The organism is Marinobacterium sp. YM272 (assembly GCF_050908845.1).
GTDB lineage: Bacteria > Pseudomonadota > Gammaproteobacteria > Pseudomonadales > Balneatricaceae > Marinobacterium_D.
On sequence record NZ_CP194171.1, the window covers coordinates 2,337,039 to 2,350,745 of the forward strand.

Annotated in this window: 9 protein-coding genes; 3 read left to right on the forward strand and 6 right to left on the reverse strand. The window is 59.1% G+C overall.

From position 1 onward, the window contains the following. The first annotated feature begins 62 nt into the window (after window positions 1-62). The 3 genes from dctP (at window position 63) to ACQUQP_RS10540 (ending at window position 4,761) form a co-directional block, all read left to right on the forward strand. Window positions 63-1,076: a TRAP transporter substrate-binding protein DctP gene (gene dctP / locus ACQUQP_RS10530; RefSeq protein ID WP_432694985.1), complete on the forward strand. Its 1,014-nt coding sequence runs from the start codon at window positions 63-65 to the stop codon at window positions 1,074-1,076. Then, complete coding sequence (locus ACQUQP_RS10535) at window positions 1,076-3,649, forward strand: diguanylate cyclase (RefSeq protein ID WP_432694986.1); 2,574 nt, start codon at window positions 1,076-1,078, stop codon at window positions 3,647-3,649. The genes dctP and ACQUQP_RS10535 overlap by 1 nt, the downstream gene beginning before the upstream one ends. Window positions 3,650-3,738: 89 nt before the next feature. Beyond that, the gene (locus tag ACQUQP_RS10540) at window positions 3,739-4,761 is read left to right on the forward strand and encodes a sodium:calcium antiporter (RefSeq protein WP_432694987.1); all 1,023 of its coding nucleotides are present in this window, start codon (window positions 3,739-3,741) and stop codon (window positions 4,759-4,761) included. An 88-nt stretch (window positions 4,762-4,849) separates the two neighbouring features. On the opposite strand, the gene ACQUQP_RS10545 is transcribed toward ACQUQP_RS10540, so the two are convergent. The 6 genes from ACQUQP_RS10545 to ACQUQP_RS10570 all read right to left on the reverse strand — a co-directional run bounded on the left by ACQUQP_RS10545 (window position 4,850) and on the right by ACQUQP_RS10570 (window position 13,584). Next, window positions 4,850-5,014, reverse strand: coding sequence for a hypothetical protein (locus ACQUQP_RS10545; protein WP_432694988.1), 165 nt, complete (start codon window positions 5,012-5,014; stop codon window positions 4,850-4,852). A 2-nt stretch (window positions 5,015-5,016) separates the two neighbouring features. Continuing rightward, on the reverse strand, window positions 5,017-6,384 hold the full coding sequence (locus tag ACQUQP_RS10550) for an ammonium transporter (RefSeq protein ID WP_432694989.1): 1,368 nt from the start codon (window positions 6,382-6,384) through the stop codon (window positions 5,017-5,019). A 16-nt stretch (window positions 6,385-6,400) separates the two neighbouring features. Next, window positions 6,401-7,243 carry an ethanolamine ammonia-lyase subunit EutC gene (gene eutC / locus ACQUQP_RS10555; RefSeq protein ID WP_432694990.1) on the reverse strand — a complete coding sequence of 281 codons (843 nt, stop codon included), beginning with the start codon at window positions 7,241-7,243 and terminating at the stop codon, window positions 6,401-6,403. Then, complete coding sequence (locus ACQUQP_RS10560; protein ID WP_432694991.1) at window positions 7,243-8,679, reverse strand: ethanolamine ammonia-lyase subunit EutB; 1,437 nt, start codon at window positions 8,677-8,679, stop codon at window positions 7,243-7,245. Before ACQUQP_RS10560 ends, eutC begins: the two co-directional genes overlap by 1 nt. Before the next feature lie 398 nt (window positions 8,680-9,077). Further along, window positions 9,078-12,731 carry a methionine synthase gene (metH, locus tag ACQUQP_RS10565; RefSeq protein WP_432698693.1) on the reverse strand — a complete coding sequence of 1,218 codons (3,654 nt, stop codon included), beginning with the start codon at window positions 12,729-12,731 and terminating at the stop codon, window positions 9,078-9,080. A 394-nt stretch (window positions 12,732-13,125) separates the two neighbouring features. Further along, a complete protein-coding gene (locus ACQUQP_RS10570; protein ID WP_432694992.1) occupies window positions 13,126-13,584 on the reverse strand; it encodes a CopD family protein in 459 nt (152 codons plus the stop codon). Between the last annotated feature and the right edge of the window lie 123 nt (window positions 13,585-13,707).

The window sequence follows — 13,707 nt, forward strand, 5'->3', positions numbered from 1 at the left end:
ATGCCATAAAATCTGACCCTATAGACAAGATGGTTGGTCGGAATAGCTCCTGGAGTGCTTGAATGCTGCAAACAAAACTCACGTCGCTCAGTGCGTTAGCGCTCGCATTATTCTGTGCGACCGAGGGGGCTGCGCAGCAGACCTACCTGCTCCGGATATCCAGCGAAAATACTCCCTCGCATGTGCAGACCCGTGCCCTGGCGCAATTTGCCGAACGTGTCGAGGCCGCCAGCAATGGCCGTATCGATGCTGAGTTCTATCACAGTGCCAAACTTTTCAGGGATCGCAACGTGGTCTCCGCACTGGTCGCGGGAAAGATCGAAATGGCCGTGCCCGGCACCTGGCAGCTGGACCGTTTCGTCCCGGATATGGGCGTCTACATGCTGCCGCTGTTCTACGGCCGCACTGTCGAGGAGCATCACCGTGTACGTGATGGAGAGCTGGGTGCCGAAATCGGTCGCCGTATCGAGCGAGACCTGGGCGTTCATGTACCCGGTCGCTGGCTGGATCTGGGGCATGCTCATCTCTATTTCACCGAGCATCAGGTGAGTGAACATCAGGATCTCAACGGCCTGCGTATCAGGGTGCCTGGCGGCTTTGCCAATGAGGCCCGGATTGGCGCCTTCGGAGCACAGCCAACGGTGATTCCCTGGCCCGATCTGCCCCAGGCACTGCGAGACAGTCGCGTGGATGGAATGCTCACTACCCATGAAACCGTGCGCAGTGCCCGGCTCTGGGAGACCGGCGTCGCCTACGCCTTTGAGGATATGGAGTACTTCGCGCAATACGTGCCGCTGATCAGCGGACGTTTCTGGGACGGATTGCCTGATGACCTTAAAGCGGTTATCGACGGCGCCTGGGATGAGGTTGTGGACCAGGAGCGCCAGGACGCCATGGCGGCGCAGAATCAGGCGCGAGAAACCTTGACGGCACAAGGCATCAAGATCAGCACGCCCTCTATTGAAGAGCTAACTCATTGGCGCCTGATTGCCCGGCAGGGAGAGGACGCGATTGTTCGTCAGCTCGGTATAGATCCGCAACTCGTCACTGAGGCTGAGAACGAACTGGACCAGTAATGACCAATCGCTTTCCGAATCTCTATCAAAAACCTCGACGCAACAAGGCGCCGGGCCTTTCGGCCATGAGCCTGGTGGTGCTGTTACTGGTGATTATGGCGCTGGCGCTCTGCTGGGGTCTGTACCGTGATTATCGCCTTACCCTGGACCGGGCGGAAAGCCGGCTGCAACTGCAGGTAAGGGCGTTTACCAATGCGTTCGACATGGCGTTTGTTGGCGCCGATCACGCGCTGCGCGAGCTGCGCGACGAAATCGAAAACTCTACCGCGCCGGCGGCATCATTGCCGGGTCTGAGGCAGATGATGTTCAGGCATATGCTTGAATCCTCTTACCTGACAAGCACCTCGTTTTACGATACCCGGGGTGACGTCCTGGTATCGGTGGGTGAAGGAACAGTCGACAGCTCTGCGACCACTGCCTGGCTTAACGAAATGCTGGAGCGGCGCATCCAGTCCCGCCTCAGTATCCGGGACGGAGATCTGGCAGCCGCGGTGCTGGTCGAGCGCCGTGGCGAGGGGCCTGTGGGTGTGCTGGTGACCCGTCTGGACCGTGAAGCCGTGCTGTTTCAGCTCGAAAGTGGCGATCTCTACACCCAGCAGCGGCTGCTACTTGTTGATGCAGACAACCATGCCGAGCTGATTTCGGAAACCCTGGAGGAACCGGCGCTCAGTCCCCAGGCTCTGGTCAGCAGCCTGCCTCTGGAAAGCTTCGGTACGCGCAACCAGATGCTGGAGCGTGACGGCTATCTAATTGCGATCCGGCAGATGACCCAACAACCATTGAGAGCAGTGGCGACACTGGATACCCGCCATGTGCTTGACTCCTGGGCGCGGCGCGCTGCGGTGGCCTCGGCTGTATTCGTGATCCTGGCGCTGCTATCGCTGGCATTTCTGCGTTACTGGCGTAAAAGTGCCCTGCGCGAGCACGCGATCAGCAACGACCTGTTTCGTCTTTACCAGGCCGTCGAACAGATGCCGTCGTCCGTGCTGGTGACCGATCTGAACAGTCGTATCATATTTGTAAACGCCTCATTCCTGGAGCGCACCGGCTACAGGATGAGCGAAGTCCTGGGACAGAAACCCTCGATTCTGGCGTCGGGAAAAACCCCTGACACTACCTGGCAATCGCTCTGGCAATCGCTGACACAGGGGCTGTCCTGGGAAGGTGAGTTTATTAACCGCATGAAGGATGGGCGCGAGCGGATCGAACAACAGCTGATTGCACCGGTCCAGAATGTGGACGGGCAGATTTCCAGCTATATCTCCATCAGTACCGACGTCACCGAAAAACGTGATGCGGAAAGGCGTTTGAAAAGGTACCGCGAGATCGTCAATGTCTCCGATGAGCTGCTTGCGATGGTCGGTGTGGACTACACCTATCAGCAGGTGAACCGGCGCCATGAGGAATATCTGGGCGTCACTCGCAGGCGGATCGAAGGCCGGGCGCTGCAAGATATCTATGGCGACAAGGTGTTCGAAGAGGAGATCAAACCCTTTGTGGACCGGGTCGCCAGGGGTGACACTGTGGTTGAGGAAAAATGGGTCGATTTTGCGGGTGTCGGTAGCCGCTTCTGTCGGGTGACAGGTAAACCGGTGCTCGAAAACGGCGACAGTGTCGAGACCATCGCTGTCAGCATGGTCGATTTAACCGCCCGACGGGAGTCGGAAGAAGCCTTGAGCCTCAGTGAGAGCCGTTTCCGTACCCTTTCAGAAAACCTGCCGCAGGGACTGTTCGAGGCGGACAGTGATGGCAGGATTCTCTACGCCAACCGGCGTTGTGGCGAGATATTCGGTCGCGAGCTGCGGGAGCTGGCGGATGGGAGCTGGGTGAGTTCGTTTTGTGGCGAGGATCGCCAGCGGATCCTGGAAAGCTGGGATAACTGTATTGCTACTGCCCAGCCGCGCTGGTCTGCCAAGGCGCGCTTGCTGACGCCCCAGGGCGAGGAACGCTGGGTAGCCCTGTCTGCAAGGCGTTACCAGGGCGGTGAGCGGATTGCGGCGCGCTATATCGGCACCCTGCGCGATATTACCGAGGAAACCCGCAGTCGCAAATTGCTGGAAAGTAAAAATATCGAGCTCGCCCGTCTCTCCACCACCGATATGCTGACCGGACTGAATAACCGCGCCAACATTGAACACCTGCTTGAAAAAGAGGTACATCGATTCGAGCGTTACGGTAGCTGCTGTGCCGTTATCATGATGGATGTCGACCATTTCAAGGCGGTCAACGATACCTGCGGCCATGCGGTCGGTGACGAGGTGTTACGTCGCGTCGGCAGTCTGCTCGGGCAATCAACACGACGCAGCGATCATGCGGGACGCTGGGGTGGTGAAGAGTTTCTCGTGGTATGTGCCAACACCAGCCTTGAAGGTGCCAGGCAACTGGCGGAAAACCTGCGCGCCCGGATCGCTACCGCCGCGTTCCCGGTGGTTGGCGAGAAAACCTGCAGCTTCGGCGTTGCAGCTATCAGGCCGGGTGACAGCCCCCGCGAACTGCTCGGTCGCGCCGATGCGGCCTTGTACCGCGCCAAGCACGCGGGCCGTAACCGGGTGGATGTCGAAACCCTCAATTGAGGGTTAATCCCGCTATCTGAGCGCGCAGCGCAGCGGAACTCTCTGCTAGCCTGAAGGCAGCAGAGAGTATCCAGAGCGAGGAGCGTTGAGTGGCAGACGATGGAACACTCACGGCCAGTATTCTGGTCTTCGCCAGCTGTGCCCTGGCCATTACGCTGTTCGGTACCCGGATTACCCGGGTGGTGGATCAGCTTGCGGACCGAACCGGCGTGGGCGAAGCCGTTGCCGGTGCGCTGTTTCTTGGTGCTGCCACCTCATTGTCGGGGTCGGTGCTGTCGGTCACGGCTGCCTGGAACGGGCATCCGACGCTGGCGGTGAGCAATGCGATCGGCGGTATCGCCGTGCAGACCTTTTTTCTTGCCGTGGCGGACTGTTTCTATCGCCGTGCCAATCTGGAACATGCGGCCGCCTCGGCCCCCAACATGCTGCAGAATGCGCTGCTGATTGTGCTGCTGGCGCTGATCCTGCTGGCGCCGAAGACGCCGGATCTGACCCTTTTTTCTATCCACCCGGTCACACCGATACTTTTCATTTTTTACATCTACGGCATCAGGCTGGTTCAAAGTGCGTTTGAGCGCCCCATGTGGCTGCCGTCAAGAACCCGCGAAACCCGTGCCGATAAACCCGACACCCGCAACCGCCATGTGAGCCTGGCAAGGCTTTGGAGTGAGTTCTTTGTCCTGATGCTGGTGCTCGGACTTGCCGGCTGGTGGCTGGAGCCAGCGGCCGCGAACATTGCTGCGAAAACAGGCATAGGTGAAACGGTGGTGGGGGTGTTGCTGACGGCGATCAGTACGTCGATCCCGGAACTGGTCACTTCCGTGGCGGCGGTGCGCCGTGGGGCGCTGACACTGGCCGTTGGTGGCATCATTGGCGGCAATGCCTTTGATACCCTGTTTACCGCCGCATCCGATATCGCTTACCGGTCGGGCTCGATCTACCACCAGATTCCCCAGGAGACCCTTGTCTGGCTGGTGCTGACGCTGCTGATGTCCGGTGTGCTGCTGATGGGGCAGATCCGGCGTCAGGAGCAGGGGCCGGGCGGTATCGGTTTTGAGAGCGTCGGTGTTGTGGCGATTTATGTGCTCGGTGTGATGTTGATGCTCGGCTGACAGGTATCCGGCCTGGCACCGGTTTGACGCAAAAAAACCGCTACCCGAGGGCAGCGGCTTTGTGACTATTTACGCTGGCGTTATTCGATCACTTGTGTGCTTCGAATGCCTCGTTTTCGTGTTTGACGATGGAGCCGATCAGGCCGCCAACGATGCCAACCACGCCGACTACGAACAGGGCCAGTGCCATCGGGTTGTCAGCAAAGGTGAAATAGGCGCTTACATTTTCCCAGCTGGTAATTGATGTACCCATGATTAGACTCCTTGCGGCTCGGTGTTAGCCAGTTTGTTAGGAACTTCGCTCGGCACGGATGCCGGCGTGGTGGATTCCGGGTAAGGCTTGGCGATCAGTTCGACTTCGTCGATACCGATCACTTCGCATTTCTCCGGTACGCGCAGAATGTTGGCGGCTTTCAGGGCAGCGGATACCGCGTAGCCCGGGATGAAGCCCAGCAGTACCATGACAACCGCGCCGGTCAGCTGACCGACGAAGCTGATGGCAGGCAGATCACCTACGTTCGGAGTACCGCCAGCGAATACGCCAACCAGTACAACAGCTACGAAACCGGTGAAGCCGTGAACCGCAACAGCACCTACAGCGTCATCGATACCGCGGTTTTCCAGGAACTTGGCGAACCATACCGCCAGCAGACCCATGCAGGTAGCGATGATGAAGGCCAGCGCAGGATCGTACAGGTCAAGACCTGCTGCGACGGAGATGATGCCTACCAGACCGCCAGACATGGTCCAGAACGGATCGCGGGTGGCGATGTAGCAGCCGATGATACCGCCGGCGAAGCCCATCAGGGTGTTGAAGGCGAAGGCGGACAGGTTGGTCGGGTTACCGTAGATGGTAGTCCAGCCGGTTTCACCACCGTTGAAGATGATGCAACCACCGAGGAAGCCGAAGAAGCCGAAGATGATCATCATCAGGCCGATCAGGGTCATCGGCAGGCTGTGCGGTGCAATAGTCTGTGCTACGCCGTTGATGAACTTGCCTTTACGGGCGCCAAGGTTCATCAGCACACCCAGAGTGAAGAAGCCGGCAACGGCGTGGACAACACCGGAAGCGCCGAGATCGTGGTAGCCCATCTTGGTCAGCAGCCAGCCGTCCGGATGCCAGCCCCAGGCACCGGCCAGGATCCAGGCACCGCTACCGAGCACGATGGTGAGAATCAGGAAGGCGCTGACGCGGATACGTTCGATGACCGCACCAGACAGAATTGAGCCGGTGGTGGCGCCGAACAGGGCAAAGGCCGCCCAGAAGATACCGCTGCCCATGTCCTGAACATCCGGACCCATGCTCTGCGACCAGGGCAGGGCGAAAGAGGCGTCAATCGGGATAAAGCCGTTCGGCATAGCGTTGTAGATCCACCAGCCAAACAGGTAGAAGGTGGGAATAATCACCGCAAGGGCGAGAATGTTTTTGATACCGGCGGCCAGCGCGTTCTTGCTGCGCGAAGCACCCATTTCATAAGCCAGGAAGCCCGCGTGGATCATGATCATGATCGCGGTGCACCACCAATAGAACACCTCGACGTTCATTGACTGGTGCATCTCGAATACCGCCTGCTGGGCATCAAGAGCAGCCTGCAACGACTGCAGGGTTGGAGTCTCATCCATAGTACTGTCCTCGGTTTTAGGGTTTTACATCTGAAATCAAAAAGTTTTTTTCTGTTTGCGCGCCGTCGATCAGCGGTTCTTCGGAGCGCTCTTTCAGCTGTACACCGGATAGCTGCATCCGGCGTGATTCCTTCAGCAGGTACATCAGCTTGCGTACCGCATCGGGATAATCCAGGCCCGCCTTGCGGACGTTGGAAATACAGTTTCGGCGGGCATCGTTAAGGCCCACACGCGGGTCCCAGGTCAGGTACAGCCCCAGACTATCGGGTGAGCTGAGCCCCGGACGTTCACCGATCATCACCAGTACTGCGCGGGCGTTGATCAGATCGCCGATTTCATCGCCGATCGCCACCCGGCCCTGAGTCACGACGCTGAGCGGGGCGAGGCTCCACTCCTCTTTGTCGTTCTTCAGTGCTGCGCAGAGCTCGGCAAGAAACGGCTGGGTGTTCTCGGCGATGGCGCGGGAGGAGAGACCATCGACCACCGCGATCGCCAGGTCATAGGCGCGATGATTGCTTAAGGTGTACTGGCGCAATACCACGGCGGAGGCCTCATCCAGGCGACGGCCCAGATCCGGCCGCTGCAGGTAGGTTGGGCGATCCGGTACCCGGCTCTGCAGGCTGTGGCAGGGGTCAAGCCCGCAGTCGTAAATCAGCGGATTCAGCTGTTCCAGCAGAGCGGCCACATCCAGCGGCTGGTGCACCGCATCCTGTGCCTGGGCGTGGGCGAGCTGAAAATCGAGCAGCTCCGAGGTCGGCAGGCTGACGCCGGCGCGACCCAGGCCGATACGGGCATCGGTGAAAGCACGCAGGGATTGCCAGGGGTTGCTGGTGACGTAGCTGTTGTTGGACTGAGTCATCACAGGCCCCTCCCGATGGCGCGTTGCAGTGGCTTGGCAAAGGCGCCCGGCAAGCTGTCATTGAGGGTGAACTGGCCGGCATCCTGGAAAATCTGCATGCGGGTCAGCCAGTGTTCGAATTCCGGTGACGGGCGCAGCCCCAGAGCGCGACGGGCGTAGAGCGCGTCGTGGAAAGAGGTGGTCTGGTAGTTCAGCATGATGTCATCGGAGCCGGGGATGCCCATGATGAAGGTACATCCGGCCACGCCGAGCAGCGTCAGCAGGTTATCCATATCGTTCTGATCCGCCTGGGCGTGGTTGGTGTAGCAGATATCACAGCCCATCGGCAGGCCGAGCAGCTTGGCGCAGAAGTGATCTTCCAGGCCGGCGCGGATGATCTCCTTGCCGTCGAACAGGTATTCCGGGCCGATAAAACCAACCACGGTGTTTACCAGCAGCGGTTTGAACTTGCGGGCCACGGCATAGGCGCGCGCTTCACAGGTTTGCTGGTCCAGCCCGTGGTTGGCATCCGCCGACAGGGCGCTGCCCTGGCCGGTTTCGAAATACATCAGGTTGTCACCCACAGTGCCGCGCTTAAGTGAGAGAGCGGCCTCGCGGGTCTCCGCCAGGTTGGCGAGATTGAAACCAAAGCTGGAGTTGGTCGCTTCCGTGCCACCGATAGACTGGAACACCAGGTCCACCGGTGCACCCTGTTCGATCGCCTCAAGGGTGTTGGTGACATGGGTCAGAACGCAGGACTGGGTGGGAATCTCATATTCCTGAATCACCGCGTCCATCATCTGCATCAGCTTCACCGCCTGGGCCACGTTATCGGTGGCGGGGTTGATGCCGATGACCGCGTCGCCGTTACCGTAAAGCAGGCCATCCAGAATGCTGGCAGCGATGCCGGTGGCGTCGTCGGTGGGGTGGTTCGGTTGCAGGCGGGTGGAAAGGTGGTCGGGCAGGCCGAGAGTGTTGCGAAAAGCGCTGGTGACCTGGCACTTTTTCGCCACCAGGATCAGGTCCTGATTGCGCATCAGCTTGCTGACCGCTGCGGCCATTTCCGGCGTAATACCATCGCGTACGCTGGTCAGCATCTCGCTGGTCGCGTCATCGCTGAGCAGCCAGTTACGGAAATCGCCCACGGTGAGGTGAGAGATCGGTGCAAAGGCGTCGGCGCTGTGTTCGTCGATGATCAGGCGGGTGACTTCATCCTGTTCGTAGGGGACCAGCGTTTCCTGCAAAAACTGTTTAAGCGGCACTTCCGCAAGCAGGCGCTGGGCAACGGCTCTCTGTTCCGCCGTTTCCGCCGCTACGCCGGCAAGCCGGTCACCAGAACGGGCAGGCGTGGCTTTTGCCATCAGATCCCTGAGGTCGGAGAACTGATAGGTGCGGCTGCCCAGCATGTATCTGTAGCCCTGGCTCTGGGTATTTTGTGAACCGGGTGTCGTTGCCATGGATAACCTCTACCGACTGCCTGGCCCCTAAAAAATATACTCAGGGGAATTTTTTGTGCTCGGTAGTGTATTTGCAAAGTAGATACCAAAGCGTTATCGCAAATTGGCAAAATAATTTTAAGTCAATTAAAACAATAGATTAGAACGTTGGTTCTAGACGTATACGGCTGGGAAGGAATGTTTTGGCGCAGCGCTCGCGGTCCTCGGTGCGACCAGGATGCACTGATCGAGTGCGACATGCCTCATCGAGTGCAGTGTCCGGCGATCCATGCTGAAGCAAAATGGGGGGGCAAAACGGGGAGGCAAAACGGGGAGGTAATGGAAGGCAGTGCGTAACGCGGAACAGGCGGGTGTTGGTAAAAGCGGCGTGAGGGCATAAGCCCCCACGCCGTTCGGCGTCAGCCCTGTTCCGGCTCGTAGCCCAGGTTCGGGGCCAGCCAGCGCTCGGCTTCTTCCATGCTCATGCCTTTACGCTTGGCATAGCTTTCTACCTGGTCTTCGCTGATCTTGGCGACACCGAAGTAGGTGGAGTCGGGATGGCTGAAGTACCAGCCGCTGACGGCAGCGGTAGGCAGCATGGCGTAGCTGTCGGTCAGGGTCATGCCGGCGTTGTGGTCCACATCGAGCAGTTCCCACAGCAGCGCCTTCTCGGTGTGGTCCGGACAGGCCGGGTAACCGGGTGCCGGGCGGATGCCGGTATAGCGCTCGCGGATCAGGTCATCGTTCTCGAAGCTCTCATCGGCGGCGTAGCCCCAGAACTCCTTACGGACCCGTTCATGCATACGCTCGGCAAAGGCTTCTGCCAGACGGTCGGCCAGCGCCTTGATCATGATCGAGTTGTAGTCATCGTGATCGGCTTCATAGGCGGCGACGATCGCGTCGATACCGATGCCGGCGGTGACCGCGAAGGCACCGACGTAATCCTCTTTGCCGCTCTCTTTCGGTGCGACAAAGTCGGTCAGACACATGTTGGCCTTGCCTTCCACCTTCTGCATCTGCTGGCGCAGCTGGTGAAGGCGCATCTTCACGGTCTCGCGGCTGTCATCGGTGTACAGCTCGATATCGTCGTGGCCGACAGAGTTGGCCGGGAACAGGCCGATAACGGCTCGGGCCTTGAGCTTCTTGTTGTCGATGATATCGCGCAGCATCAGTCTGGCGTCTTCATACAGCTTGCGCGCTTCTTCGCCGACGATCTCGTCATCGAGAATGCGCGGGAAGCGGCCGGCCAGCTCCCAGGACTGGAAGAACGGGGTCCAGTCGATGTAGTGGCTCAGCTCTTCCAGGTCGTAGTCATCGAACACCTGGATGCCCGGCTGCATCGGCTTCGGCGGGGTGTAGTTGTCCCAGTCGATCTTGAAGCAGTTGTCGCGGGCGGCCTCGATGGTGACACGGCGCTGGTCGTTCTGACGCGCGGCGTGACGCTCACGCACCGCCTCGTAGTCCGTCTTGATCTCGGCGACGAACGCATCGCGGCGGGTTTCCGACAGCAGGGCAGAGGCAACACCCACAGAACGGGAGGCGTTGGTGACATGTACCACCTGGTTGTTCTTGTAGTTCGGTTCGATCTTAACGGCGGTGTGCGCCTTGGATGTGGTCGCACCGCCGATCATCAGCGGAATGGTAAAGCCCTGGCGCTGCATCTCTTTCGCCACGTGGACCATCTCGTCCAGTGACGGTGTGATCAAGCCGGAGAGACCGATAATATCGGCGTTCTCGTCACGGGCGGTCTGCAGGATCTTCTCGGCCGGGACCATAACGCCCAGGTCGATGATCTCGAAGTTGTTACACTGCAGCACCACGCCGACGATGTTTTTGCCTATATCGTGCACATCGCCCTTAACGGTCGCCATGACCACCTTACCGGCGGAGCTGCTGGCGTTGCCCGCTTTCTCCTCTTCGATATAAGGCATCAGGTAGGCCACGGCCTTTTTCATAACGCGGGCGGACTTGACCACCTGGGGCAGGAACATCTTGCCGGAGCCGAACAGGTCGCCGACGATGCCCATGCCATCCATCAGCGGGCCTTCGATCACCTGCAGCGGACGCTCGTAGTTGTGGCGGCACTCTTCGACGTCTTCGTCGATATAGTCGGCCACGCCTTTGACCAGCGCGTGTGACAGTCGTTCGTTGACCGGCCAGTCGCGCCACGCCAGGTCCTGCTGAACAGAGGACTCGGAGGCACCGCCGCGGTATTTCTCGGCCAGCTCCAGCATCCGCTCGGTACCGTCTTCACGACGGTTCAGCACGATATCTTCAACGTGCTCGCGCAGGTCTTGCGGGAGGTCGTCATAGATCGCCAGCTGGCCGGCGTTGACGATACCCATGTCCATCCCTTTCTGGATGGCGTGGTAGAGGAATACGCAGTGGATCGCCTCACGCACCTTGTCGTTACCGCGGAAGGAGAACGACACGTTGGAGACACCGCCGGACACCTTGGCGTAGGGCAGGTTCTGCTTGATCCAGCCGGTGGCGTTGATGAAGTCCACGGCGTAGTTGTCGTGCTCTTCGATACCGGTGGCGATGGCGAAGATGTTGGGGTCGAAGATGATATCTTCCGGCGGGAAGCCGACCTTGTCGACCAGCACCCGGTAGGAGCGTTCGCAGATCTCGATCTTGCGCTGATAAGTATCGGCCTGGCCGGTCTCATCGAACGCCATAACCACCACCGCCGCGCCGTAGAGACGGATCTTGCGAGCCTGGGCGATAAATTTCTCTTCACCTTCCTTCAGGCTGATGGAGTTGACCACGCCCTTGCCCTGAATGCGCTTCAGGCCTTCTTCCATCACCTCCCATTTGGAGGAATCGAGCATTACCGGCACGCGGGAGATATCGGGCTCGGAAGCGATCAGGTTGAGGAAACGGTTCATCGCCGCGATGGCGTCGAGCATCCCCTCATCCATATTGATGTCGATCACCTGGGCGCCGTTCTCCACCTGCTGGCGGGCGACTTCCAGGGCAGTCTCGTAATCGCCTTCCTTGATCAGGCGGCGGAAACGGGCTGAACCGGTGACGTTGGTACGCTCACCGACGTTGACGAACAGGGTGTCGGCGCCGATGTTCATCGGCTCCAGGCCGGACAGACGGCACTCCACGGCCAGCTCCGGCAGCTCACGCGGGTCCTGATCCAGCAGGCCTTCGCGGATTACGCGGATATGCTCCGGGGTGGTACCGCAGCAACCGCCAACGATGTTGACCAGGCCAGACTGAGCCCATTCGCGGATCTCGTCGCGCATCTCTTCCGGTGATTCGTCGTACTCACCGAAGGCGTTGGGGAGACCTGCGTTGGGGTGCACGGAAACAAAGGTATCGGCCACGCGTGACAGCTCTTCGACATACTGGCGCAGCTGCTTCGGACCCAGGGCGCAGTTAAGGCCGACGCTGATCGGGTTGGCATGACGGATGGAGTTCCAGAACGCTTCGGTGGTCTGGCCGGACAGGGTGCGGCCGGAAGCGTCGGTGATGGTACCGGAGATCATCACCGGCAAGCGGATACCGTGATCGTCGAAGTACTGCTCGACCGCGAAGATCGCCGCCTTGGCGTTCAGGGTATCGAAAATGGTTTCGATCAGGATGATATCGGCGCCACCCTCGACCAGGCCGTCGACGGACTCGGTGTACGCCTCTACCAGCGCATCGAAGGTAACGTTGCGGTAGCCCGGGTCGTTCACATCTGGCGAGATGCTAGCGGTACGGTTGGTCGGGCCCAGTACACCGGCAACATAACGGGGCGTACCTGTCTTGGCGCTGACCTCGGCGCAGGCCTCTTTTGCCAGACGCGCGGCCACCACGTTGATCTCGCGGGACAGCGACTCCATCTCGTAGTCTGCCATGGCGATCTGCGTGGCGTTGAAGGTGTTGGTCTCGATGATATCGGCGCCGGCATCGAGGTATTCACGGTGAATATCGCGAATCAGCTTGGGCTGGGTGAGCACCAGCAGGTCGTTGTTGCCCTTTACATCCAGATGCCAGTCGGCAAAGCGTTCGCCGCGGTAATCGGCTTCCTGAAGCCCCAGTGACTGAATCTGTGTACCCATACCGCCATCCAGAATCATGATGCGGTTTTTCAGGGTGCTCTCCAGAGAGGCGCGCAAGGGCAGGGTGTTCTGCAAATTGGTGTCGCTCACGTGTCGCTATCCATAGGTCCGGTTAAAACTCAGGGTGCATATTGTACTGCAAAACCGTCATTAACTCCCTGAGCCTGGCTCATTTTGTCGTGAGAAGCTCTCACACAGGTCGCATATGCTCGTTAAACAGATGTGAGGATTGGGACCCGGGTGGGAAATGCGCAGTAACAGGTTTGCCGTCTGACCAGGCCACGTATGTTGAAGCGGCTGATCCGTTTCGTGCCGCGCAGTAAATGTTGAGCAGTTGAATAACAAAAGGGCGACCTTCCGGTGCGCCCCTTTGCTTGGTTCTGAACGTCATATCGCCATCTTCTCTTAGCCATCAGCCATAGAGAAAACGACCTCCGGCGGCGTTAACGACGGTAATGATCCCCAGTACCAGATTAATGCCGACAATTAAGCGGATCTGTTTGAGCGCCTTTCCACCTTCGGGCCAGTTCTCTGCCTCGACTGCGCGTTTAAGACGTTTGAAGGGAGCGAAGTAGAGATGAAGAAACAGCAGTACCATCAGGTAGCCCAGCGCCAGCATAATGTGAACGTGCAGGCCCACATATTTGAAGCCACCCATCATGGCGATCATCAGGTGCCCGGTACCCACGAGGCTGATCACCGCCGCCCATACCCAGGGAAAGAAACGTTTGAATACGCCGGTCCAGAGCTGCAGGCGCTGGGGTGGTTCCAGCAGAGTTGCCGCAACAGGTCGCAGGCAGACGTAAGCCAAAAACATGCCGCCGACCCAGATAACGGCAGCCAGCATGTGCAGGGAAATAGCGTAAGGCATCAATAATTCCTGTCCCGAAATGTGAATTCCGCACCATCTTAACCCGAGTCGCAGGCATCATCACGGCTTGCCGGTATCCGCTCATCCTGTTGGCTAGCTTTACGCATCTTTACTTTCGCTTAA